Below are 24,293 nucleotides of genomic sequence, written 5' to 3'. Positions count from 1 at the left end.
TTAAAATTCAGAAAATGAAAAAAATTCTAATTGCTTTATCTTTAATTTTAGCATTAACTGCTTGTTCCAACGATGAAATAGCATCGCCAGAAATTGTAATTGCAGAACCAACTGGTGGTTTTACAATTGACAAAATGCAATGGCTAAGAATCCAACCAGAAATAAAAAATGGAAATGATGCAACATATAGTTGGACGTTAGATGGAAAAGAAATTTCAAGCACCTCAAATCTGCTTCACGTATTTGCAGAAGCAGGAACTTATGCAATTGCATTTAAAGCAAAAAATGAAGGAGGAGAGAAAACTAAAACATTCGCAATAACTGTTAATGAAAAATCTTATTTAAATCGAATCTCACGCGTTTTTGATTATTTACCAGCTCCTGGACAATTTACTAATAAATTACCATCCGCAACTGCAGATGACACAGACGAAACTATGCGTTTTGCAGCTGAAACAAAATTAACAACTAACAATATGATAAGCCTTGGTGGTTTTGGTGGTTATGTAATTTTTGGTTTCGACCACACCATCATCAATAAAGAAGGAAATGATTTCATTGTTCTTGGCAACGCTTTCGAAAACAATGCTGAACCAGGAATAATTATGGTTTCCTACGATTCCAATGGAAATGGAAAAGCAGACGATGAGTGGTACGAAATTGCAGGTTCAGAACACAGTAAACAAACTACAATTAAAAATTACGAAATTACCTATTACAAACCAGCAAGCGAACCAGTAAATGGAAGTGAACCGAATTACATAAAATGGACTGATAACCAGAAACAAGAAGGTTTTATTTCTAAAAATCAATATAATAAGCAAAGCTATTTCCCATTATGGAAAGGTGCAACCATTACTTTTAAAGGTACATTTCTAAAATCAAATTTAGAAAAAAAATCATTTTGGGTAACGCCTGCTTACGAATGGGGCTATGCAGACAATTGGTCTAATGCTGATGTAAAAGCGCAAATAGATATTAGCTGGGCTACAGATAAAGACGGCAAAACTATTAAATTAAACGGAATTGATTTTGTAAAAGTATATAGCTCTAATCGCGCTGAAAATAGCTCAACTGGAGAAGTTTCTACTGAAGTCTCAGGATTTACAGACCTAAATTTAAAAAAATAACAGAACACTTTATAGAAAAGCTTCAGCGAAATCTGGAGCTTTTTTTGGTTTTAGCTGTTTTGTATTTAGAGCTGGATTAATAATTTAGGCGTTATATTAAGTCAAGGAAACAAAACCTTAAATGCAGAAACTTTATCACTCCCGCTTATAGCTATTAGTTCTAAATCATATTTGTATTTTTTAGTAGTACTGCTTTCTAAAATTAGAATAGAAAATAGGATATTTAATAATGTAATTCTTTCCACTACTTACGATGTATCATACTCTCTCTAAATTATCTAAAGCAGTATGGAATTTGAAAAAAGTCATATTGTAAATAATTAGATTTTTAAACTAATAATTATATGTATTAAAGTCTAAACGATAAATGTACATGAGACGAGGAATTGCACAGTTCTAAGAGCAAGAGGAGTTCAGCTATTTTTAATAAATTATAAAAACGAAAAAAATAGGGCTAATTCATGAAAATTTATTTTCGGTAGAAAAAAAATTTTCGATAATCAAGCCGACAGAAAATTACCTACGACGCTATTACAGCAATAACTCAGTTAAAAAAAAAGGTATGTGGCTCAAAACTTCTTTTAAGAAAAAAACCTGTTGAGCAATTTGCTTAACAGGTTTTTACTAACTAAGTTTAAAAAAATGAAATTCTAAAACCAACTAATTATTATTGAAATAAAACTACTATCCTTTATTACATTATAAATTAATCCTCAGAAGCTATAGCAGTACTTCTATCTGCTTTAACATTTAGTAAAACTGCAATACCTTCATCATTAAGCATTGTCATATTCAAAGTATCTAATATAGCTAAATCTTTAGAGACAAAACCTCTGAATTTATTATATGAAATATTCATCTCCTTCAAGTTATTTAATTTCTCTAACTCAAACGGTACTGAACCATTCATCTCATTATCAAACAAACTAAAATTTTCAAGAGCTACTAATTTCTTTACATCTGGGCTTAAAGTACCAACCAATTTGTTGCTATTCAATAAAAGCGTTTTCATTGCAGTCATTGCGTACAGAGAATTTGGAATATTTCCTTGTAACTCATTATTGAACAAAGATAAAATTTCAAGGTTTTTCAAAGATCCTATTTCTCCTGGTATTTCGCCAGTCAACGCATTCATGTATAATTGTAAATCAGTCAAATTAATCATTTCACAAATAGATGAAGGAATTGCTCCAGCTAATTTGTTGAAAGAAAGATCTAAAACCTTCATTTGAGTTAATTGTCCAATAGAGGAAGGAATAACTCCAGCTAATTGATTTTTATGTAAATCAAGTACTTTAAGATTAATTAAATTACTAATCTCTACTGGGATCTGACCCACTAAATTATTATTTGATAAATTAAGTGAAATCACTTTGTCATCCTGCACTCTCACACCATACCACTCAGAAACTGGAGTAGATAAATCCCACTTAGAATTCCATTGTTTTCCATTAGTCGATTCATATAGTTTTACCAACGCATCTTTTTCTACTTGAGATACATTCGCAACCATTGAAAACGAAAATACGATGGTTAATAAAAGAGTAGTTATATTTTTCATTGTCTGATTTATTTCTTTAGAACACAATAAAAATAACCAGATTCTCGGCAATCAACAAATAAAGTCGATGAACTACACGATTTAATATTTTAAAAAAAGAAATTACTTACAAAGCTAAATTGTAATTTGCTTAATAGCAATCTGCTAATAGAACTAAAGATCTAAATCATCAAACTTAATACGTATCCGACTTCATAAAAATCTATTTGCAAGCTATCTTTTCAGACACATTTTTTTTATTAATTTTTTAAAATATTCAAAGAATGAAATGCGAAACAAAGTCTTCAGAAATTATAAAAAACATAAGTTCTTTCTAACTTTTTACACCTTAGAATTAAAATTATATTTTATCTATACTTTTGGCTAAATCAATATCCATTTTAGTTACGCCATCCGCATCATGAGTAGTTAAGCGAATATTAACTTTATTGTATACATTAAATAATTCTGGATGGTGGTTATTTTTCTCTGCAAGCAAACCTACCTGCACTATAAAACCTAAAGCATTGGAAAAATCAGAAAATTTAAACTTTCTTTCGATTCCGTTATCTGCAAATTTCCAATCTTTCAATTCAGACAATTCTTTTTTAACCGCTTCTTCTGTAAATGCTTTCATAATATTTTTTTTATTTTTATAAAGTTAGTTATTTTCGAGACAACCTAAAATATATTAACTTTATTGTTTAATTTTGAAAAAACATCTTTGATTAACTTGAATACTGCTTACTCCTTTAAAATTTATAATTCTACTACTGAACTTCCATCAAATTGGAGCGATTTAGCAACTTCAACCATTTTTTTGTCACTAAATTATCTGCAAGTTTTAGAGCAATCTTCTCCTAGCAATATGATTTGTCATTTTATTGGCCTTTTCGAAAATGAAAATTTAATTGGTATTGCTGTATCACAATTTCTAGATTTAAATAAACTAGAATCTTTTGGAGAACGAGATAAATGCATCAAAACTACCGTTAGAAATATTGTTTTTAGAAATTTCGCTTCGCAAGTTTTAGTTATAGGAAATAACATGTTGACGGGGCAAAATTCGTATTCTTTATTAGAAGGAACGAATGAAAAAAAAGCAGTTCAAACCTTACACGCCGCGACAGTTGAATTGAAAAAGATTTTTAAATCTAAGGGAATCACTATACATATTACCACTTATAAAGATTTTAGTAAAGAAGAAATTCAAAAATTCTCTTTACCGGAATTCAAAAACGAATATCAGTTTTCTACGCAACCAAATATGATTTTTTCAATTAGTGATCATTGGAAAACTGAACAAGACTATATTGATTCTCTATCTAAGAAATATAGAGATCAATATAAACGAGCGCGAAAAAAAGCAAGTGGAATTGAAAAACGAAAACTGAGCTTAGAGGAGATAATTGTGAGGGAAGATGTAATTTATGATTTGTATTTTCATGTTGCTAAGAACGCTCCTTTTAACACCTTCTTTTTACCTAGAAATCACTTTAGAGTTTTCAAGGAAATATTCCATGATAAATTTCTTTTTTACGGCTATTTTATTGGCGATAAGCTTATCGGTTTTAATACCTTAATTAAAAATGGTGAAGTAATGGACACCTACTTTTTAGGTTATGACGATACGATTCAGAGAGAACACATGTTATATTTAAATATGCTTTACGACATGGTTGCTTATTCTATAAATAAAAATTTTAATGAAATTATTTTTGCTCGAACTGCACTCGAAATTAAAAGTTCTGTAGGTGCAAAACCAGTAAAAATGTATGGACTTATATCGCATAGCAATTCTCTGGTGAATCCCTATATGTCTAAAATATTTAAATATTTAGAACCAGAAAGTATCTGGCAGGAACGCAATCCATTCAAATAATTTTAGCTGTTTAAGGTATAGCGACTTTTAATTGCTTTGGAAGAATTTTAATATTTAATTTATTTTCAGCGCCGCAATATTCACCATCAATCTGGAAACTCACAGGAACATTTGTTGTTACTAAAGCTTTATCAGTAGATATAATTTCTACATCATTGCTATCTAGTGGCATATTGCCTGAAATAATTTTGCCTAAAACCAGCAAATCCATATTTTTTAAAACCACTAATTCAAACTTTCCGTCGTCCATTATTCCATTTGGATTTATAGAGACGCCTGTTCCATATTTTTGAGAATTAGCAACTACAATCATACGTGCTTCACATTCTAATGTTGGAAAATCACCAGTAATAGTTACAACAAATGGATCATCTAAATCTATTAATGTATTAACAGTTTGCAGCGCATAACCTAGCTTACCGCGTATCGTACTGTTTTCATAGTTCTTTATCATTTCAGCATTGAGACCTAAATCACTAAGATGAATGCTCTTTTTTCCGTTGATGGAAATCATATCCATTTCCATGTAATGGTTATGAAAAGCAATAGGCAGATTCTCTTCTAAAGTTTTTGGTAAATTCAAATCTACAGCTAAACCATTAGCGGAGCCTGCAGGTAAAATGCCAATAATGACATCTGTATGTTCAGTGGCTTCTGCAACCATTTTAATAGTTCCGTCTCCACCTGCAACAAGAATTCGTTTTGGATTATGTGTGGTATTTAATACCTTTATCTTCTCAATATCTGAATCACCAGTAGTATTATAAATAATCAAATTCACGTTTTCATTCGCTGCAAATTCGGTAACAGCGTCAATAAGCTCAGCTTTATCTAGGCCGCCCGAAATAGGATTGACAACAAGGATCATATTATTTTTCAAAATTTATTCTGTTTTATTGATTAAAAATCTTTAAATTCATTTTCTTTCAAAAGTAATGCAATATATGAAACCAATTTTAAAATTATATCGAGGTTACGCAAATGAACAAGAATTAATTGTCATGGGTCACGTTTTCAAGCCTACAACTATTGAAGAATATAATTTTCAGAAAAAAAAGTTTAAAAATGCTAGATCAATTATTAAATTATTTCGAATAAAAACACAAAGCAATGCAGATGTATACTTAGAGCATTGCAATACTAAAATCCATACTAAAACACTTAATGATGGCTACTTTAAGTTTTGTGTTCCATTAGATCAAAATAACATTTATGGTTGGATTGATTATGAAGTGAGCATTGTTCACAATGGAGAAGTAATTAGCACAACTGAAAGTTATATTAGACCTCACAAAGGGAATTTAGGAATCATTTCAGATATTGACGATACCTTTTTAATTTCGCACACTAAAAGTCCATTAAAAAAATTATACATTCTTCTATTTAAAAATATAGACAAGAGAAAAGTTTACACCGATGTTGTTGCTCACTACCAAGCTTTAAGTACTGCAAAAAGAGAAAATAAAAATGAACTCAATGTATTTTTCTATGTTTCTAGCAGTGAATGGAACTTATACTATTTTATTAAAAAATTCACTCAAATTCATAATCTTCCAAAAGCGGTTTTATTACTTAAAGATATTAAAACAAGCTTAAAAGATTTTTTATGGACTGGCAGAGGAGATCACAATCACAAATTTGAAAAGGTAAAACACTTACTAGAATTTTATCCTAATTTACAATATATACTTTTAGGTGATGACTCTCAGCAGGACGCATTTCTATACGAAGCAATTTGCAAAATATTTCCTGTCACGGTGAAGGCCGTTTACATTAGACAAACAGGAAGTACAAGGAAAGAAAAAGTTATAACAGTTTTAGAAAATTTAGAGTCGCTTAACGTTTCCGTTTGCTATTTTAAAGATAGTAGTGAGGCAATTGAACACTCAAAATCTATTGGAATTATAGAATAAAAAAAAAGAGTCCCTTTTAGGACTCTTAATTACTATGCATTTTCTATTTCTTCTTGAACTAATTCCCAGTCGAGAAGTAATTTATCTAATTCTGCTTTTTTCTTATTGTAAGCGGTGAAGAATTTAGCATCCTCAATATGTTTATCATAGTTTGAAGCTAGCATTTTATCATCTTGTTGAATGTCTCTTTCTAATTGTTTGATTTGACTTTCTACTTTACTCAATTTATTTTGCAGTGTTTTACCTTTTTTCTGCTCTTCATATGAAGCCTTATTACTTTCCTTTGGAGAAGCTGCTTTTTGAGCATCTTTCTTCTCTACTTCGCGCATATTTTCCATATTGCGTTGTTCTAAGAAGTAATTAATATCTCCTAAATATTCCTTTATTTTTTGATCTTTAAATTCGTATACTAAATTTGACATTCCTTGCAAGAAATCTCTATCATGCGAAACTAGAAGTAATGTTCCACCAAATTTTTGTAACGCCGCTTTCAAAACATTCTTAGACTTAATATCTAGGTGATTCGTAGGCTCATCCATCAACAATACATTAATAGGCTGCAAAAGTAGTTTGCACAGCGCTAGACGGTTTCTTTCACCTCCAGAAAGCACTTTCACCTTTTTTTCAACATCATCACCTCTAAACAAGAATGAACCCAACATATCGCGAACTTTCATACGATTCGTATCTGCAGCTGCATCTTCCATTGTTTGTAGCAATGTTATTTCACCATCAAGATACTCTGCTTGATTTTGTGCAAAATAACCTAGCTGTACATTATGTCCTAGTTTAATATTTCCTTTATATTCAAATTCGTCAACTATCGCTTTTATAAAAGTCGATTTTCCTTGACCATTTTGGCCAACAAAAGCAATTTTACTTCCACGTTCCACTAAAAGATTAATATCTTTTAGTATCGTTTTATCGCCGTAACTTTTTGTTACATTTTCTGCTTCGATTACAACTCTTCCTGGTTCCTTAGAAACTGGAAAAGTAATATTCATAACAGAATTATCGTCTTCATCAACTTCAATTCGCTCTACTTTGTCTAATTTCTTAATTAAAGACTGTGCCATAGATGCTTTGGAAGCTTTAGCGCGGAACTTCTCAATTAATCTTTCAGTTTCTTCAATCTTTTTAGCTTGATTCTTTTGTGTTGCTAATTGCTTTTCACGAATTTCATGGCGCAATTCTAGATACTCAGAGTAAGGCTTGTTAAAATCATACGCTTTACCAAGAGAAATTTCGATTGTTCTATTTGTAACGTTATCTAGGAACATCTTATCGTGCGATACGATGACAACAACTCCGGCATAGTTTCTTAAGAAGCTTTCTAACCAAATTATACTCTCAATATCCAAGTGATTCGTAGGCTCATCCAGTAATAAAACATCATTCGCTTGCAGTAATAACTTGGCTAATTCAATACGCATTCTCCAACCTCCAGAAAAAGTTTCTGTTTGATTATCAAAAACTTCTCTTTTAAATCCTAAACCTAAAAGGATTTTTTCCGTATCACCCACATAATTGTATCCACCTAATAGTTCAAAACGGTGTGTGTAATCAGATAAATCTTCAATAATTTGACTGTATTCGTCGCTCTCATAATCGGTACGAGTAACTAACAAGTGATTAATTTCTGCTAATTTATTTTCAACAATTTTTATATCTGTAAAAGCTTCGTATGCTTCTTCCAAAACAGTTCTACCTTGCTCAAAATCGATATCTTGACGAAGAAATCCCATACGAACTTCCTTTTCAGTCGCGATCTGACCTGAATCAGGTTTAAAATCTCCTGCTAATATTTTAAGCATTGTAGATTTCCCTGCTCCATTTTTTCCAACAAGACCAACTCTGTCTCCGGCACCCAATCGGAAGGTAACTTCCTCAAATAAATAAGTACCACCAAAAGAAACAGATAAATTGTGTATATTAAGCATGTATTGTGATTTTATTCCTTTTTGAATCCGTAAATTTGTAACTCCAAAAAGGAAAAATTAAATTTTTTGCAAATGTTAAAAAAAGGATCCAAATTAAATAGTATTTTAACAGGAACTTGTCCTAAATGTCAGAATGAGAGTATGTATTTAGATCAAAACGTACTTCATTTGGGTAAAATATTAAAAATGCATGAAAATTGCAGTCATTGTGGTTTAAGATACCAGATCGAGCCTTCATTTTTTTACGGCGCGATGTATGTTAGTTATGGTTTAAATGTTGGTATCGGAATCGCAGCTTTTATTATTTCTTTTTTAATCTTTGGCTCAAGCCTGAAAGTCGCGTTTATCGCAATTGTTGCTTCAATGATTTTATCTTTTCCAATTGTTTTACGTTGGGCAAGAAACATCTACATTAACATGTTTGTATCTTATGATCCAAAAACAAATAAGAAATAAGATTATTTTTTAGTCTTCTTATTTAAAAAGCGATTTATATCAACCGAAATATCTAATGGTGTTTGATATTCAATAAAATCAAATAATGCTTTGGCCATCGCTGGACCTAGCATCACTCCTCTTGTTCCTAAGCCATTTAAAAGATGCATTGCATTAAATTTTGAATGCGTTCCTATCAAAGGTCTTCTATCTTTAACAGTAGGTCGAACGCCTGCAAAGTGCGAAATAACTTCGAAGTCGCAAGTGATAATCTCTTTTATTCTATCTATTAATTCCGCTTTGCCTTCGTCTGTGGGTAAGTCAGTTTTGTCTTGCCAATTATAAGTAGCTCCAACTTTAAACAAATCATTGCCTAAAGGGAGAATAAACACGCTAGTGTTGACAATGATATCTAAAGATAGCTGTGGCGCTTTTATAATGAAAAGTTCGCCCTTAGTACCATCTAGAGGCAATTCATTAAAATATGGATTTGAATGCATACCAAAACCTTCTGCGAAAATAATATGTTTAGCTTTGATGTCTTTATAAGAAGCGCAACCTTCTTCAAAATGTAATAAATCGTAATTAAAACTTTCTTGCTGTAACCAATTGTTTTCCTTCAAGTATTCTTTATACTTTTTTAAAAGTAATGCAGTATCCACATATCCGGTTTGTAGCACTTCTCCATATCCAAAAGGAGAATCAATACCTTTATACTTTTTTGTGATTATATCGGTAGATAAAAAAGGTGCTAAAGCAATTTTATCAGAAGCAGCAAACCAATTATTTTGTTCTTCCACTGAGAAAAACTTTCTAAGGATTGGAGTTTTAAAATCAACTGTGCAATTAATTTTTTTCTCTATCCGAGGATAAAAATCATTCATTAGGACTAATTGCTCCTGCGCTTTCCAAACCTCACTAAACCGTTTTAAGATGACTGGATTATATAATCCACCTGCTATTTTTGAAGAATTTTGCGAGTCATTATCAAAAACCAAAATTGATTTTCCATTTTCTAAAGCCATCTCTGCAAAAGAAATTCCTGCTAAACCGCAACCAACAATTAAATAATCAATCATTTTTACCACTATATTTTAGAGAGAGAGACAAAGGTAAGTTTATTAAAATAAAAAAGCTCTTACTGCAACAGTAAGAGCTTTAATTTATAATTTCTGAAACTACATTAGTAATTCCACATATCAGATTCAAAGTTTCTAATTTTATCTTTTACTCTTTCAGATTCTAATAGCTGATTTTGAGCATTGTCTTTCATGTATTCATCAATACTTCTATCTCCGTATACATTTTCTTCTTTGTAAATAACACTGTTAAAACGTCTAGAATTAAGGATTTGGTCAAATGAAATTGGCATCGCAGAGTTCTTATCATTAAATGCTTTTGCAGTATGTAAAACATCTCTTGCGGCTGGGAAAAATACCCAGAACAATTCGATATAATCTTTCTCCTCACTATTCATAGAATAAACGTCTGGAGTCACAGGACAAATACCTAATAATCTATATTTTAATTCACTTTGACGTTTGTCAAAATACCAATATCCTTTTATCTTGTACTGAGTAACATCTGCAGCAGTCAAATCTTGTCTTAAAACGTACTCTTCAGAAACTCTTTTCCCTGCATTAATTTGCTCTCTTCCTGCATCAGTAGTATCGATACGTGATAGAGAACCTTCGATATCTTGTAATGATTTTTTAGTGTTAAAGTAACTATCAGTATAAACTTCAGTAATTTCACCGTTCTTCATTGCTTTAGTTAAAACGTCATACAACGACCTTCTATCAGGACCAATATTTGCAGCATCGATTGGAAAATATAAAGCAAAATTTATTCTTTCACTTAAGTCAATAATCTCCCAAACTGTTTTACCCATCAACACATCTCGATCTTCCACATAACCATAAGCTAATGGCTTATCATTATCAGCATCAAGTTGTGCAGCAGATTTAATCCCTATTTCGCTCGGAGTTTTTGCATTAAGCAAATTTGATTGCCCAAATGAAGCTAAACTTCCCGTAATGGAGATAATAGCAATAAAAAAGTTTCTTACGTTCATCATTTTATCTTTATAAGATAGTTAAGTAGATTTAAAAATCTACTAATTATTGTATTTCAAAAATTACTGGTGCAGTTCGTGGCAGTAAATAACTACCTGCTCCAACAAGTTTTGTTTTAATTTCAGAAATAGTAACTTGGTCTCCTCTTCCTGCTTTTGACAGTACCGCTTTACATTGTGCATTCAATCTATCGCCTTGAACAACAACAGTAGGTTGGCCAGTAATTTTAAGATTAAAACCAACAACATCTAAGCCAACTTCAAAATCAAAATCAACCAATTTAGCTCCAATAGTTGCAATTTCAAGATTTGATTTAGGTCCTTTTACAACACCCATTTCGCCTCTAATTGTTCCAGTAGGACCAGGAATACCTTTGATTCTAAATGCTTTTCTATCCGATACTTTAGAACCGTCGTTTAGAGTTGCACTTACATTGATAATAACTTCATCTCCGCCACCAGGACTCATTCTATATTTACCTCCACCTGCAGAACTTAATCCCGGAGCAGAAGCACTAACTTTATCACTTGAAACACCAGCAAAAGAAATTGTCATTGGATTAACAACACCTCTATACACTACATTCATTTTATCTGCAGAAATAGTTGCAGAATTTGGTTTAGGAACAACAACATAGTTTCCTTTAAATTTTAATGGAATATTTTTTCCATCTTCCATAAAAGTAAATTGACCATTTATTGTTTGCTCACCCACGCTACCAGCAGTCATTGCAATAACAGCTTGGCCGTTTACAATTTGTCCAGGACCTGAAAAAGAAGTTGGCTTCGTATTTTTATCATAACGACCTAAAACTACTTTACCCGTAACTTTTTCCCCTTGAAAATAAGCACTTTTATCTAGAACCACGATTGCTTCGTAATTACTATAAGATGCAGCAGCAACAGCAGCTTTACCTAATAAAGTATTATAAACATCAGTCTCTGATTTCTTAACATCATTTTGCCAAGCAGACAATTTCGCTAATGAAGCTACAGCTGGAAAACCTTTAAAATGGTAATCTAAATAATCAATAGCGACACCATCTTTATTTTTAACTTTAGAAAGGTCAAACTTGCTTTCTACTTCTGCAATAATTGCAGACAATTTTTTATTATCACCTAAAGCCGACTTCATATCTGCTTTGTACTTTTCAATTGTAGCTATAACTTCGTTCCCTTTAGCAGAATATCCCGCAGGACTAAACCATAAGTTATCGATATTATCACCTTTATCCATTGCCTCGTAAGGTAATTTACCAGTTTCAGGATCAACTTCAGTACCAACTAGTACATCTGCTTTTATTTTAGCGATATAATCGTAAAAGTCCTTAGTAATTGTTTCAACTTTATGTGCGGTAGCTGAAGCTGCAGTAAATTCTCCACCTGCTTCAGCAGCTTTAGCATCTAAACCAGCTAACATTTGCGTGTTTGATAATTCAGCTGAAGAGTTTGAACTCTCAAATTTTTCATTCATTAATCCAAAAGCTGACAAAACTTCTTTGGACATATTTAATGCTAACATTGCGATAAAAACCAAGTACATTAGGTTTATCATCTTCTGTCTAGGGGTTAGTTTTCCTCCTGCCATATTTTCTAAATAATTAGTTTATTGTTTAATTATAGTTTGAAACTAATTATCCTTTGTTATTCATTGCAGAAAGCATTCCACCATACACGTTGTTTAAAGACGATAAGTTAGAAGTTAAAGACTGCATTTGGTCTTTTAATTTTAAATTATTTTCAGCAACTTCTTCATTGATTTGAGCATTTCTTGAAGCGCTTTGTAATTGTATTTTGTACAAGCTATTTAAAGATTCCATTTGGGCTGCAGCCAAAGTCAATTCTTCACTGTATTTTTTTGTAGAAGCAATTGAGTCAACAGTTGGAGCAATTCCTTTAGCAGCTGATTCAAAGTTTTTAATACTATTTCCTAAACTAGCCATCAATTCACCGTCTATTTTAGCATCTTTTAACATTGCGTCTAATTTTTGAGACAACATTCCTTGAGTTTCAGCAACCGCTTCAACTTTTTTAGCCGCTGGTCTAGCTTGACCATTTGCTAATTCAGGATACACTAAAGTCCAATCCAAATCTTTATCAACAGGTTCGAAAGCAGAAAGAGCAAAAATTGCCGCTTCAACAACCAATCCTATCGTAAGCATTAAGTTTCCTGTTAAGACTCCAAATTCAATATGGGTAATTTTGAATAAAGCTCCAATAATAACAACTGCCGCTCCCATACCGTACGCGAAATTCATCGCTTTTTTGCTTAATAATGCCATAATAGTTTGTGTTTTTTTATTTTAATAGATTTGGTTTGTTATTTCTTCTTTTTTCCGTTTCCAGTAGTTTGAACTCCCATATAATCCTGAACTGTTCTAAAACCAACATAACTTCTTGCTGAATCTGCATACTCATAATCCCTAGTGCTTACTTGTAGGAAATAAGCAACATCTTTCCACGATCCACCGCGAAGAACTTTTCTCTTATTGGAAGCATCCTGAACATTTGGATTCATTGAAGAAACATATTCGTAAGCATTTGAATCATAAGAAGAATCCGTCCACTCCGAAACATTTCCTGCCATATTATACAAATTGTATCCATTAGGGTCATACGATTTAGCTTCTACAGTGTATAAAGCCTCATCAGCTGCGTAATCTCCTCTGTTTGGTTTGAAGTTGGCAAGAAAGCAACCTCTATCATTTTTAGTATAAGGACCACCCCATGGATAAGTCGCAGACTCTAATCCGCCTCTAGCTGCATATTCCCATTCTGCTTCTGTAGGAAGTCTGAAGCTATTTACTAAATCACGTCCTTTTTTCTTTGATTTGATATATGAGTTTTTGTACAAGGTTCTCCATGAACAAAAAGCTTTTGCTTGAGTCCATTTTACACCTACAACTGGATAATCACCATATGCTTGGTGCCAGAAATAATCGTTGTGCATTGGCTCATTATAAGAGTAAGAGAAATCTTTAATCCAAACTGTTGTATCAGGATAAATCTTCACTTCTTCTGTTTTAATAAAATCTTTTCTCTTTCCTACTTTTGCTTTAGCAGCAGCTTGAATATCCATCCAAGAATATCTAAACTTCAATTTATTTACGTCAATTGTACGCAAACCATTGTATGATTCTTCAATAGGAATATACATAGAATCCATCACTTCCGTATAATATTCATCAGGATATAACTTAGTATCCTTGATTAATTTTATCTTTTTGTTCAACCTTCTACCAGCGTATTCATCATCTGCGGTTCCAATACTATAGTAGTTGTCATACATGTATTTGTCGTACGGAGTCATTTTAGTAGGATCAGAATCATCAAAAGCAAAATCACCAATACCGGCTGCATTTTTACCTTTTCCTGTACCCGGTGTCATTCCATTCATGTCAGCAAGAATCGCTAAACGAACTCTTATCGTTGAATCTTTAACCCATTCCACAAATTTACGGTACTCACTATTAGTGATTTCTGTCTCATCCATGTAAAATGCACGAACAGTAACAGTTTTAGTTGGAGCATCTTCTACGTTAGCTAAATCAGCATCTGATTTACCCATTATAAAAGCACCACCTGGAATTAATGCCATTCCGTATGGCTTCTCAGGATGCCATTTTCCTCCATTAATACCAACTAATTCTCCTTTATCGCTTGATTTACCACAGCCAATTATAAGGGTTAAAATTGTCGCAAAAGCTATGAACTTCTTCATGTAAATTTGGTTATCTATTCATTATTTTTAAGGCTGTAAACCTATTTATTTTTTTTTAAAAAAACAATTTTTTTGAAGTAAACAAAATATTTTTTATAAAAGAGTAATAAATAAGCAAAAAACTGCTCTAAACGATGTTTTTTCTTTGTGCTTTCCACCATCTTTCAGGTAATTCTTGATTGCACGCCAATAAATACTCATCGTAAGAACATGGTAATAACGTATTTCTTTTTAGTTTATTATTAACATTTGAAATAAATGGAATTTCTATCCACCAGCGATCCGTTTTGTCGCTTTTATAAAAAACAAGTTCCTCCTCTTCTAGAGGTACAATGTATTTCAAATAATTCTCTTTACTTCCAAAAGGATATTCATTGGAGCGGTAATGATATCCTTCAATAAAGTACCAAATTATCTGTGCAATAATGACTGATTCTTGTGCTAAATTATTATGATTGAATATTCCAAAAGAGGAAACTTTATCACTAATTCCAGCATAACGAGCTAAAGAACATATTTCTTTACCGTTAAATCCATTAGGTTGAAATGAAACAAAATTACCAGAATCAGAGGATTTAATGGAGTTTAAATCAATGCTAACGACATCTGCGTCCCTAAAAACAGGCTCTGAAATGGAAATATTATTTGAAACTTCGCCTAATCTATAAGCATCAAAATATAACTTCTCAATTAAATCTATTTCTTCTTGCGAATTAAAATAGGTTTGATAACCGATGTTACAGTAGTTAAAAAGATTGTTAGGTTCGTCAATAATTATTTGCGTCAAATAAGAAGTTGCAGAAACATCTTCATTTTCTTTACCAAAATCAAATTTATTATCAATAGAAACTAAGTTTACCATCTGTTCTAATTCATCATAACCTCTATAAATAGCATAAGTTAGATCTTGAGAACCGCCAATTACGATTGGAATAATTTTTTTCTTGATTAAACTTGCAATAACTTTTTTAACTGCAAAATAAGTATCTTGGATAGAATCACCAGCTAAAATATCTCCTAAATCAGCGATAGACGCGTCCCAGTTTCCAGGAAACAGACCGTACAATTCTTTTCGAATAGGAATTAAATCGATATCCGAGATTGCGTTTTTATCTCCTCTATTATCGAAAACACCCACAATTGCAATCTTAATTTTGTTTAAATCAGGAAATTGTTCATCGGTGTGTAGAACAATTTTGCTTCCTAATTGCTGAGAAGTCAATCCACTGATATATTCTAGGATTTCGTCGTCAATAGGTTGTAGAAAATCAAATTCCATTTAATTATTTTTTTATCCAGTCACCAAACCTTGGACTAGCTTAATATGACAAGATGTTTTGAGCGATGATTAACTATTTCTTCTTTGCAACAGCCTTCTTTGCTGCTGGCTTCTTGGCAACTGCTTTCTTTGCTGGCGCTTTTTTAGCAGCCACTTTTTTAGCAGGTGTTTTCTTAGCAATCATTTCTTGAACTTCTTCAAGTGTTAATTTTGCAGCGTCAACTTCTTTGCTAAGTTCAATTTTGATCTTACCTTTAGTAATTACAGAGCGTCCCCAACGTGCTTTTTCAACTAAAATTCCTTCTTCTTCCCAGTTGTGTAAAACCTTGTCAATATTTTTCTGCAATTTATCTTCGATCAGCGCTTCGATATCTGACTGCGATAAATTATCAAAATCGTACTTTTTACTTACATTTATAAACAAACCGTCCCATTTGATAAACGCGCCAAAACGACCCACGCCCTTTTGAACTCCTTCTCCTTTATAGATAGCAATTGGTGCGTCAGCAAGTGCTTTTTCATCAATTAACTCTTTTGCTCGATCAAAATCTACATCTAAAGGATTTTCCCCTTTAGGCAAAGAAACAAAAGCTGCTCCATGACGAATGTAAGGACCGTAACGACCATTACTAACCTCAACTTCTTCGTCTTTATAGTTTCCAAGATTCTTTGGTAACAGAAATAAATTTAAAGTTTCTTCTAGAGTGATGTTTCCAATATTTTGGTCGTTCATCAAACTAGCGAATTTTTTCTCTTCGTCATCTGCTGCTCCAATTTGAGCCATAGGTCCAAACTTCCCTAAACGTACTGAAACAGGCTTACCTGTTTTTGGATCAGTTCCAAGAATTCTTTCGCCACTTTCTCTTTCAGCATTTGCTTCAACATCTTTTACATTTGGATGAAACTGATCATAAAACTCTTTCATCATCACTGCCCAGTCTACATTTCCTTCAGCAATTTCATCAAAATCTTGTTCGACCTTAGCAGTGAAATTGTAATCTAATATATTTCCGAAATTCTTTACCAAGAAATCAGTAACGATTGTTCCAATATCTGTAGGAACTAATTTTCCTTTATCAGAACCTGTATTTTCTTTCAACAACTTCTCTCCTACTTTTCCTGATTGCAAAGTAAGTTGGGTGTAATTACGTTCTTGACCGTCAAGATTTCCTTTCTCGACATAATTTCTATTGATAATCGTAGAAATTGTTGGCGCATAAGTAGAAGGACGACCAATACCTAATTCCTCTAACTTCTTCACTAAAGAAGCTTCAGTATATCTTGCTGCTGCACGAGAATAACGCTCGGTAGCCGTAATATAATTATTTTGCAACTTTTCATTAACTTTCATCGCTGGCAACATTCCTTCTTGCTCTTCATCGTCATCATCGTTTCCTTCAAGATATACCTTTAAGAAACCTTCAAAAAGTAAAACCTCACCAGAAGCTGAGAATATTTCGCCATGATTATTTGCTTCAATTTTGACGTTTGTACGTTCTAATTGTGCGTCACTCATTTGCGAAGCCAATGTTCTTTTCCAAATCAAGTCGTACAAACGTGCTTGATCTCTATCGATATTTACAGTATGACGTGACATATCCGTAGGACGAATTGCCTCGTGCGCTTCCTGAGCACCTTTACTTTTATTAACAAAAGTTCTTGGCTTAGAAAATTCCTTACCATAAGATTTAATAATTTCAGCTTGAGCAGCTTCCATTGCATCTTTAGAAAGATTTACACTATCCGTTCTCATATACGTAATAAGTCCGGCTTCGTATAAACGTTGTGCTAATTGCATCGTAATTCCAACCGGAAGATACAATTTACGAGCTGCTTCTTGTTGCAAAGTCGAAGTTGTAAAAGGTCCTGTTGGAGATTTCTTAGTAGGTTTCGTTTCTAGATCCGATACCTTATATGTAGAGCCAATATTTTTACTTAAAAAATCTTCAGCCTCTTTTTTTGTGCTAAAATTCTTTGGCAATTTTGCTTTAAATGACTTTCCAGCTTCATTAGTAAATTCAGCAACAACAGAATAAGTTGCTACAGCATTAAAATTCTGAATTTCTCTTTCGCGCTCTACAATCAAGCGAACAGAAACGGATTGCACACGTCCTGCAGAAAGTCCGCCTTTAATTTTTCTCCATAAAACTGGAGACAATTCGTAACCAACTAATCTGTCAAGTACTCTTCGTGCTTGCTGTGCGTTTACTAAGTTATAATCTATTTCACGTGGATTATCAATCGCTTTAAGAATAGCGTTTTTTGTAATTTCGTGAAATACAATTCGTTTTGTTTTTGATTTATCTAATTTTAGTTCTTCGGCTAAATGCCAAGAAATAGCTTCACCCTCGCGATCCTCATCACTTGCTAGCCAAACCATATCGGCTTTTTTAGCTAGTCCTTTTAATTTAGTAACCAAAGCCTTTTTATCAGCAGAAACTTCGTATTTAGGTTTGAAACCATTTTCCACATCCACCCCAATTTCCTTTGAAGGCAAGTCGGCAATATGTCCATAACTGGACTCCACTTGAAAATCACTTCCTAAAAATTTCTCGATTGTTTTTGCCTTTGCTGGTGACTCTACTATTACTAAATTCTTTGCCATATCCCGTTTGTTTGTGTCCGCAAAAGTATATGATTTTTTTAAATTTTGAGTTTTTAAAATTTTAAAAGTCAAAATAAGCGTTGAATTGATGGTTTGAGATGTATTAAATTCAAAGTTTTTTTTGAAATAGTTAAACCTATAATTATAGGTTTACGAAAAATACTTATGAAATTCTAATTCTATACCGATACAACTTTTATAGCCCAGATTACTTCACTACGTTTTATTTTTATAAGAGTTCAGTGAACTTCATTTGAAGTGAAAAGTCCAGAACTAAAAAAGTGAAAATTTGCTGTTTTAGAAAAGCAAATCAAAGAAGTTATATCTGCAACTTTGGAAACCTATATCTTTAGTGAGCCGCAAAAGGTCAAGATTGAAACATAAAGCTTAAAATAGCAACAAATAATTTTACATTTTTGATTAGCATTTTATGATTATAGATCCTTTACAGCGGCACCGAATCAATTCCCTTAAGTTTTGTTAATTCTTAGTCTGACATCTTGTCATATTTATTTGAATTCGCTTATATTTGCACTTTAAATTAGCGGATGGAAAAGATTATTGAAGAAAGCAAACAAGGCGAAAGTCTTGTCTTAGAACATAAACCTGAGAATACTAAAAAACTGTTTATAGAAAGTTACGGCTGTGCGATGAATTTTTCGGACAGTGAGATTGTAGCTTCCATATTATCGAGTAATGGTTATAATACTACGCAAAAACTTGAGGAAGCTGATTTAGTGTTAGTAAACACCTGCTCCATAAGAGATAAAGCAGAGCAAACTATTCGTAAAAGACTTGAAAAATACAATGCTGTAAAACGTATTAACCCAAAAATGAAAGTTGGAGTTCTAGGGTGCATGGCTGAGCGTTTGAAAGAAAAGTTCTTAGATGAAGAAAAAATAGTAGATCTTGTTGTAGGTCCTGATGCCTACAAAGATTTACCAAACTTATTGAGTGAAGTTGAAGAAGGAAGAGACGCAATAAACGTGATCTTGTCAAAAGACGAAACGTACGGCGATATTTCTCCTGTTCGATTGATGAGCAACGGAATCACAGCTTTGGTTTCCATCACACGTGGTTGTGATAATATGTGTACATTTTGCGTGGTGCCTTTTACTCGTGGTCGTGAACGCAGCCGCGAACCGCAAAGTATAATGAAAGAAATTCAAGATTTGTGGGATAAAGGATTTAAGGAAATTACGCTTTTAGGTCAAAACGTAGATAGTTATTTATGGTTTGGCGGCGGATTGAAAAAGGACTTTGTAAACGCATCTGAAATGCAAAAAGCTACAGCAGTAGATTTTGATCAATTGCTTGAAATGGTTGCTGTGGGTTTTCCTAAAATGAGAATCCGATTTTCAACTTCGAATCCACAAGATATGCACGAAAGTATTTTGCATGTTATCGCAAAGCATCCTAATATCTGTAAACACATTCACTTACCAGTTCAATCCGGAAGCAACCGAATTTTGAAGGAAATGAATCGTTTACACACTCGCGAAGAATATATGACTTTGATTGATAAAATAAGAAGCATTATTCCTAGTTGTTCCATTTCACAAGATATGATTTCTGGTTTTCCAACAGAAACGGAGCAAGATCACCAAGACACTTTGAGTTTGATGGAATACGTGAAATATAATTTTGGTTATATGTATTCGTATTCGGAACGTCCTGGAACATTGGCAGGAAGAAAAATGGAGGACGATGTGCCCGAAGAAACGAAAGCACGTAGATTACAAGAAATTGTGGATCTACAACAAAAACACGCTTGGTTCCGTTCTGAAGAATTTATAGGACAAACGGTTGAAGTATTGGTTGAGAAAGTATCAAAAAAGTCAACCGAAGAGTTTTCTGGAAGGAATTCGCAAAGTATTACGGTAGTTTTCCCGAAGGAGAATTATAAAATTGGTGACTTTATTAATGTAAAAATTACAAGTTGTACTAGCGGAACTTTAAAGGGAGAGGCAGTTGGATTAGGTGAAATGAATTACGGTATTTAGAAAAAATTCGCCACAGATTAAAAAGATTTACATAGATTATTAATTTAAATTTAGGAAGAAATGATTTCTAATTCTTTTAATCTGTGGCAAAAAAATTAAAGAAGTAAAGTTAATGACCATTGTGAAATAATTCGATTTATGGAAAGTCGCGATAGAGAAGAAGAAACATATAGAATTATTGGAATCTGCATGGAAGTCCATCGAAATCTCGGTCCTGGTCTACTCGAAGTAATTTATAAAGACGCTTTAGAGCTAGAGTTGAAAGAAAATAAAATCCCTTTTGAGAGGGAAAAAGAATTCTTAATCGAATATAAAGGTAATATTCTGAAACACAAGTTCTATGCAGATTTTTTAATTAATCAAGATTTAATTATTGAAATCAAATCAGTTAAAGAATTTTCAAATGAACACATTGCTCAAGTTTTAAATTACATGAAGTTATCTAAATCTGAACTTGGCTTATTAATAAATTTTCAAACAAAATCATTACAATATAAAAGATACATTTTGTAAAACAAAATCAGTGCGATTCATAATAATTCGTGGCTAAAATTTATGGAAACAGTTCAAAACATAAAACAACGATTTGAGATTATTGGGAATGACCCAAAGCTTAATCGTGTGATAGAAAAAGCCATTCAGGTTGCTCCTACTGATATTACGGTATTGGTTGCAGGAGAAAGTGGTGTGGGAAAAGAAAATATTCCTAGAATTATCCATTCTCTTTCGCATAGAAAGCATGGCAAGTACATTGCAGTAAACTGCGGTGCCATCCCTGAAGGAACTATTGATAGTGAACTTTTTGGACATGAAAAAGGAGCTTTTACAGGTGCAACTAATACACGTGAAGGCTATTTTGAAGTGGCTGATGGAGGAACGATTTTTTTAGATGAAGTCGGTGAATTGCCGCTTACAACTCAAGTGCGTTTGCTTCGTGTTCTTGAAAATGGTGAATTCATAAAAGTGGGTTCGTCACAAGTTCAAAAAACGAATGTGCGAATCGTTGCTGCGACAAATGTAAATTTGTTTGATGCTATCGAAAAAGGGAAATTTCGTGAGGATTTATATTATCGTTTAAGCACAGTCGACATTGTATTACCTCCTTTAAGGGAACGAAAAGATGATATACATTTATTGTTTAGAAAATTTGTAGCCGACTTTGCACACAAATATAAAATGCCGCCATTAAAATTAGACGAGAGCGCAGTTCCGCTTTTGCAAAAATTTAGATGGGGAGGTAATATTCGTCAATTGCGAAATGTAGCCGAGCAAATTTCGGTATTAGAAACCAATAGAGATATATCTGCTGCTACATTGCAATCTTATTTACCAGAGCAAGGAAGTAATTTACCTTCTGTTATAAAAGATAAAAAGAGCGAAAGCGATTTTAGTACTGAAAGAGAGATTTTGTACAAAGTACTTTTTGATATGAAAAGTGATTTGAATGATTTGAAAAAATTAACATTGGAATTGATTCAAAACGGAAGTTCTAAAGTTCAGGAAACAAATCAGAATTTGATCAAAAAAATATATGGCTCTAAAGAAAATGATAGTGAAATTGACTTCGAAGAAGAACCAAGAGGAGCTTTAATTACTACTCAGCATAATGATGATTTGTATCAGGAGAATGATGACAATTACCTTTTTGCAGAGACGATAGAGGAAGAAGAAACTCTACGACTGGAACAAAAAGAAATTGAGATGATTAAAAAATCATTAGAAAAAAACAAAGGAAAAAGAAAGGCCGCTGCTGATGAGCTTGGAATTTCTGAACGAACTTTATATAGAAAAATTAAGCAATTCGATTTATAAAACTAGAAATATTAAAAAAGATTACTTTTGGAAATAAGTACAATTTTAGACTGCTTAAAATTAAATCGATAAGTAGAACTAATAGTTTTAAAATGAAAGATTTTACCAAACTTTATGAAAAAAATACATTTATTAATCTTAATCTTTATTGCGTTAGCGACAAATAGTTGCTCCGTTTATAACTTTACCGGAACAGGTAAAATTGATGCAAAAACTTTCCAAGTTGGTTTTTTCCAAAATAATGCGGAATTAATTGAACCCGGAATTGATAGACGATTCACGCTAGAACTTCAAGATTTAATACAAAATCAAACAAATCTAAACTTAGTTAAAAATGGCGCTGATTTATCTTATGAAGGAGAAATAGTCGATTACCGAATAAGCCCGATGACAGCTACAGCAGATCAACGAGCTGCTCAAAACCGACTCACTATAAGAATTAATGTACGTTTCATCAATAAGAATAAAGAAACAGACGATTTTGAAAAATCATTCTCTTTCTATTATGATTATCCAGGGGAACAGCAATTAGCAGGAGCAACTTTAAACTCGGCTTTAAAAGATATCTTTGAAAGAATTACTCAAGATATTTTTAATGAATCATTAGCTAAATGGTAAATTATTCTTCAGTTAGCAATTGCTTCCTTTCATTTTTAAGGAATTAGATAGTTTAAAGGACTCTCTGAAGTACAATATTGATTACAGATTATCGAACTTTGAATACTCAAAAAATGAATGTTACTGATTATATATATTTAATTAATAAACCGGACGTAATTCATGAGAAGCAAACTGATGCTTTACAAAAGGTATTGGATGAATTTCCATATTTTCAAAGTGCAAGAGCTATTCAATTAAAAGGATTATACAGTCAAAGTAGCTTCAAATATAATTCTGCTCTAAAGGCAACAGCGGCTCACACTACTGATCGATCTATTCTATTTGATTTCATCACATCGGACACCTTTACTTCTATCGACAAAAGTTTGTATGAAAGAAAAGTGCTAGAGATAATGGATATCATAGTTATAGATAGCGAAATAGTAATTCCAGAACAAAAAGTAGATTTAAAAATCAATAAACTTGAACAGTCAATATTAACTTCTATAAAAGAAGCCTCACCATCTAATACAGATGAAAGTTCTAAAGCAGTAGAAGAGAAACTCGAAATAGGACAACCATTAGATTTTTCGAAAAATGAACAACATTCATTCCAAGAGTGGTTGCAATTGTCGCGCGCACAACCTATAGAAAGAGAAAAGGAAACACAATTTACTCCACCTGCTCCTATTATAGATGCTGACAAAAGAAAGAAATCAGAACTGATTGATAAATTTATTGAAACCAGCCCTAAAATTTCGCCAGTAAAGCACGGAGTTCCTTCTACAGTTAATTTTGACTTAAATGCTGAGGACAATTCATATCTTATGACAGAGACATTAGCGCGCGTTTATTTGGAACAAAAAAAATATCAAAAAGCGATTCAAGCATATGAAATATTAATTTTGAAATATCCAGAAAAAAGTAGTTTCTTTGCAGACCGCATAACGGATATTAAGATTTTACAACATAACAATAATTAAACAATGAGCACATTTTCAATTTTTTTAGTTTTAATAACTATAGTTTGTTTTCTATTAATCGTAGTTATAATGGTTCAAAACCCTAAAGGTGGCGGATTATCTTCTACATTAGGTGGTTCTCAAATGATGGGCGGGGTACAAAAAACAACTGACTTTTTAGATAAAAGTACTTGGACATTAGCAACGATTTTAATTGCTCTAATCCTTTTTTCAGCTTTAAGTTTTACTGGATCGTTAAGTGATAATGATTCTAAAATTATTGACAATACAACTTCTACTGCACCAGTAGCTCCTGTACAAAATACTCCTGCTGTACCAAACGCAGCAAAATAAAAATATAATTCAAAATTTTAAAATGCCAGCTTGTCAAAGCTGG

Annotated in this window: 21 protein-coding genes; 10 read left to right on the top strand and 11 right to left on the bottom strand. The window is 32.5% G+C overall.

From position 1 onward, the window contains the following. Positions 1–14 precede the first annotated feature (14 nt). On the top strand, positions 15–1,130 hold the full coding sequence (locus BC961_RS01745; RefSeq protein WP_121924129.1) for a PKD-like domain-containing protein: 1,116 nt from the start codon (positions 15–17) through the stop codon (positions 1,128–1,130). A gap of 706 nt (positions 1,131–1,836) precedes the next feature. On the opposite strand, the gene BC961_RS01740 is transcribed toward BC961_RS01745, so the two are convergent. Beyond that, complete coding sequence (locus BC961_RS01740; RefSeq protein WP_121924128.1) at positions 1,837–2,691, bottom strand: leucine-rich repeat domain-containing protein; 855 nt, start codon at positions 2,689–2,691, stop codon at positions 1,837–1,839. A gap of 340 nt (positions 2,692–3,031) precedes the next feature. Beyond that, positions 3,032–3,307 carry a 4a-hydroxytetrahydrobiopterin dehydratase gene (locus BC961_RS01735; RefSeq protein ID WP_121924127.1) on the bottom strand — a complete coding sequence of 92 codons (276 nt, stop codon included), beginning with the start codon at positions 3,305–3,307 and terminating at the stop codon, positions 3,032–3,034. A gap of 96 nt (positions 3,308–3,403) precedes the next feature. On the opposite strand from BC961_RS01735, the gene BC961_RS01730 reads away from it, so the two are divergent. Next, positions 3,404–4,552, top strand: a complete 1,149-nt coding sequence (locus tag BC961_RS01730; protein WP_121924504.1) for a GNAT family protein — start codon at positions 3,404–3,406, stop codon at positions 4,550–4,552. A 10-nt stretch (positions 4,553–4,562) separates the two neighbouring features. Here BC961_RS01730 and BC961_RS01725 read toward each other — a convergent pair whose 3' ends face one another. After that, on the bottom strand, positions 4,563–5,432 hold the full coding sequence (locus BC961_RS01725) for a diacylglycerol/lipid kinase family protein (protein ID WP_121924126.1): 870 nt from the start codon (positions 5,430–5,432) through the stop codon (positions 4,563–4,565). Positions 5,433–5,496: 64 nt separating this feature from the next. Between BC961_RS01725 and BC961_RS01720 the strand changes: the two genes are divergently transcribed. Beyond that, complete coding sequence (locus tag BC961_RS01720; protein ID WP_121924125.1) at positions 5,497–6,465, top strand: App1 family protein; 969 nt, start codon at positions 5,497–5,499, stop codon at positions 6,463–6,465. 32 nt (positions 6,466–6,497) lie between these two features. Here the strand turns inward: BC961_RS01720 and BC961_RS01715 are convergent, their stop codons facing one another. After that, the gene (locus tag BC961_RS01715) at positions 6,498–8,405 is read right to left on the bottom strand and encodes an ABC-F family ATP-binding cassette domain-containing protein (protein ID WP_121924124.1); all 1,908 of its coding nucleotides are present in this window, start codon (positions 8,403–8,405) and stop codon (positions 6,498–6,500) included. A gap of 72 nt (positions 8,406–8,477) precedes the next feature. Here BC961_RS01715 and BC961_RS01710 point away from each other — a divergent pair, with 72 nt between their 5' ends. Then, positions 8,478–8,861 carry a DUF983 domain-containing protein gene (locus BC961_RS01710; protein WP_121924123.1) on the top strand — a complete coding sequence of 128 codons (384 nt, stop codon included), beginning with the start codon at positions 8,478–8,480 and terminating at the stop codon, positions 8,859–8,861. A 2-nt stretch (positions 8,862–8,863) separates the two neighbouring features. On the opposite strand, the gene BC961_RS01705 is transcribed toward BC961_RS01710, so the two are convergent. From BC961_RS01705 to topA, 7 genes are all read right to left on the bottom strand, one after another. After that, positions 8,864–9,919: an NAD(P)/FAD-dependent oxidoreductase gene (locus BC961_RS01705; protein WP_121924122.1), complete on the bottom strand. Its 1,056-nt coding sequence runs from the start codon at positions 9,917–9,919 to the stop codon at positions 8,864–8,866. Between the two features lie 104 nt (positions 9,920–10,023). Then, positions 10,024–10,914: a type IX secretion system ring subunit PorN/GldN gene (gene porN / locus BC961_RS01700; protein ID WP_121924503.1), complete on the bottom strand. Its 891-nt coding sequence runs from the start codon at positions 10,912–10,914 to the stop codon at positions 10,024–10,026. A 46-nt stretch (positions 10,915–10,960) separates the two neighbouring features. Further along, positions 10,961–12,502 (bottom strand): type IX secretion system motor protein PorM/GldM, encoded by a 1,542-nt coding sequence (gene porM, locus BC961_RS01695; RefSeq protein WP_121924121.1) that lies wholly within the window; start codon positions 12,500–12,502, stop codon positions 10,961–10,963. Between the two features lie 46 nt (positions 12,503–12,548). Next, positions 12,549–13,196, bottom strand: coding sequence for a type IX secretion system motor protein PorL/GldL (gene porL, locus BC961_RS01690; protein ID WP_121924120.1), 648 nt, complete (start codon positions 13,194–13,196; stop codon positions 12,549–12,551). A gap of 38 nt (positions 13,197–13,234) precedes the next feature. Further along, positions 13,235–14,635, bottom strand: coding sequence for a T9SS ring complex lipoprotein PorK/GldK (gene porK, locus BC961_RS01685; RefSeq protein ID WP_121924119.1), 1,401 nt, complete (start codon positions 14,633–14,635; stop codon positions 13,235–13,237). Between the two features lie 127 nt (positions 14,636–14,762). Then, positions 14,763–15,914, bottom strand: coding sequence for a formimidoylglutamase (locus BC961_RS01680; protein WP_121924118.1), 1,152 nt, complete (start codon positions 15,912–15,914; stop codon positions 14,763–14,765). Positions 15,915–15,987: 73 nt separating this feature from the next. Beyond that, entirely contained in the window at positions 15,988–18,519 is a 2,532-nt protein-coding gene (gene topA, locus BC961_RS01675) for a type I DNA topoisomerase (protein WP_121924117.1), read from the bottom strand. A 548-nt stretch (positions 18,520–19,067) separates the two neighbouring features. Between topA and miaB the strand changes: the two genes are divergently transcribed. From miaB to secG, 6 genes are all read left to right on the top strand, one after another. Next, a complete protein-coding gene (gene miaB / locus BC961_RS01670; protein ID WP_121924116.1) occupies positions 19,068–20,522 on the top strand; it encodes a tRNA (N6-isopentenyl adenosine(37)-C2)-methylthiotransferase MiaB in 1,455 nt (484 codons plus the stop codon). Positions 20,523–20,660: 138 nt separating this feature from the next. Further along, positions 20,661–21,035, top strand: a complete 375-nt coding sequence (locus tag BC961_RS01665) for a GxxExxY protein (RefSeq protein WP_121924115.1) — start codon at positions 20,661–20,663, stop codon at positions 21,033–21,035. A gap of 42 nt (positions 21,036–21,077) precedes the next feature. After that, on the top strand, positions 21,078–22,334 hold the full coding sequence (locus tag BC961_RS01660; RefSeq protein ID WP_121924114.1) for a sigma-54 interaction domain-containing protein: 1,257 nt from the start codon (positions 21,078–21,080) through the stop codon (positions 22,332–22,334). Between the two features lie 114 nt (positions 22,335–22,448). Further along, on the top strand, positions 22,449–22,952 hold the full coding sequence (locus BC961_RS01655; protein ID WP_121924113.1) for an LptE family protein: 504 nt from the start codon (positions 22,449–22,451) through the stop codon (positions 22,950–22,952). A 113-nt stretch (positions 22,953–23,065) separates the two neighbouring features. Then, positions 23,066–23,917, top strand: coding sequence for a tetratricopeptide repeat protein (locus BC961_RS01650; protein WP_121924112.1), 852 nt, complete (start codon positions 23,066–23,068; stop codon positions 23,915–23,917). Positions 23,918–23,920: 3 nt separating this feature from the next. Continuing rightward, entirely contained in the window at positions 23,921–24,250 is a 330-nt protein-coding gene (gene secG, locus BC961_RS01645; RefSeq protein ID WP_121924111.1) for a preprotein translocase subunit SecG, read from the top strand. The last annotated feature ends 43 nt before the right edge of the window (positions 24,251–24,293 follow it).

It is taken from the genome of Flavobacterium weaverense (assembly GCF_003688495.1).
Classification (GTDB): domain Bacteria; phylum Bacteroidota; class Bacteroidia; order Flavobacteriales; family Flavobacteriaceae; genus Flavobacterium; species Flavobacterium weaverense.
This window is presented reverse-complemented; position numbering and strand designations above follow the sequence as displayed.

Excerpts from the sequence above, each read along its gene's own strand:
- BC961_RS01705 (WP_121924122.1), bottom strand. The coding sequence starts at position 9,919 with ATGATTGATTATTTAATTGTTGGTTGCGGTTTAGCAGGAATTTCTTTT.
- BC961_RS01665 (WP_121924115.1), top strand. The coding sequence starts at position 20,661 with ATGGAAAGTCGCGATAGAGAAGAAGAAACATATAGAATTATTGGAATC.
- BC961_RS01735 (WP_121924127.1), bottom strand. The coding sequence starts at position 3,307 with ATGAAAGCATTTACAGAAGAAGCGGTTAAAAAAGAATTGTCTGAATTG.
- porM (WP_121924121.1), bottom strand. The coding sequence starts at position 12,502 with ATGGCAGGAGGAAAACTAACCCCTAGACAGAAGATGATAAACCTAATG.
- BC961_RS01655 (WP_121924113.1), top strand. The coding sequence starts at position 22,449 with ATGAAAAAAATACATTTATTAATCTTAATCTTTATTGCGTTAGCGACA.
- BC961_RS01740 (WP_121924128.1), bottom strand. The coding sequence starts at position 2,691 with ATGAAAAATATAACTACTCTTTTATTAACCATCGTATTTTCGTTTTCA.
- BC961_RS01715 (WP_121924124.1), bottom strand. The coding sequence starts at position 8,405 with ATGCTTAATATACACAATTTATCTGTTTCTTTTGGTGGTACTTATTTA.
- BC961_RS01745 (WP_121924129.1), top strand. The coding sequence starts at position 15 with ATGAAAAAAATTCTAATTGCTTTATCTTTAATTTTAGCATTAACTGCT.
- topA (WP_121924117.1), bottom strand. The coding sequence starts at position 18,519 with ATGGCAAAGAATTTAGTAATAGTAGAGTCACCAGCAAAGGCAAAAACA.
- secG (WP_121924111.1), top strand. The coding sequence starts at position 23,921 with ATGAGCACATTTTCAATTTTTTTAGTTTTAATAACTATAGTTTGTTTT.
- BC961_RS01710 (WP_121924123.1), top strand. The coding sequence starts at position 8,478 with ATGTTAAAAAAAGGATCCAAATTAAATAGTATTTTAACAGGAACTTGT.
- porN (WP_121924503.1), bottom strand. The coding sequence starts at position 10,914 with ATGAACGTAAGAAACTTTTTTATTGCTATTATCTCCATTACGGGAAGT.
- BC961_RS01680 (WP_121924118.1), bottom strand. The coding sequence starts at position 15,914 with ATGGAATTTGATTTTCTACAACCTATTGACGACGAAATCCTAGAATAT.
- BC961_RS01660 (WP_121924114.1), top strand. The coding sequence starts at position 21,078 with ATGGAAACAGTTCAAAACATAAAACAACGATTTGAGATTATTGGGAAT.
- BC961_RS01720 (WP_121924125.1), top strand. The coding sequence starts at position 5,497 with ATGAAACCAATTTTAAAATTATATCGAGGTTACGCAAATGAACAAGAA.
- porK (WP_121924119.1), bottom strand. The coding sequence starts at position 14,635 with ATGAAGAAGTTCATAGCTTTTGCGACAATTTTAACCCTTATAATTGGC.
- porL (WP_121924120.1), bottom strand. The coding sequence starts at position 13,196 with ATGGCATTATTAAGCAAAAAAGCGATGAATTTCGCGTACGGTATGGGA.
- miaB (WP_121924116.1), top strand. The coding sequence starts at position 19,068 with ATGGAAAAGATTATTGAAGAAAGCAAACAAGGCGAAAGTCTTGTCTTA.
- BC961_RS01650 (WP_121924112.1), top strand. The coding sequence starts at position 23,066 with ATGAATGTTACTGATTATATATATTTAATTAATAAACCGGACGTAATT.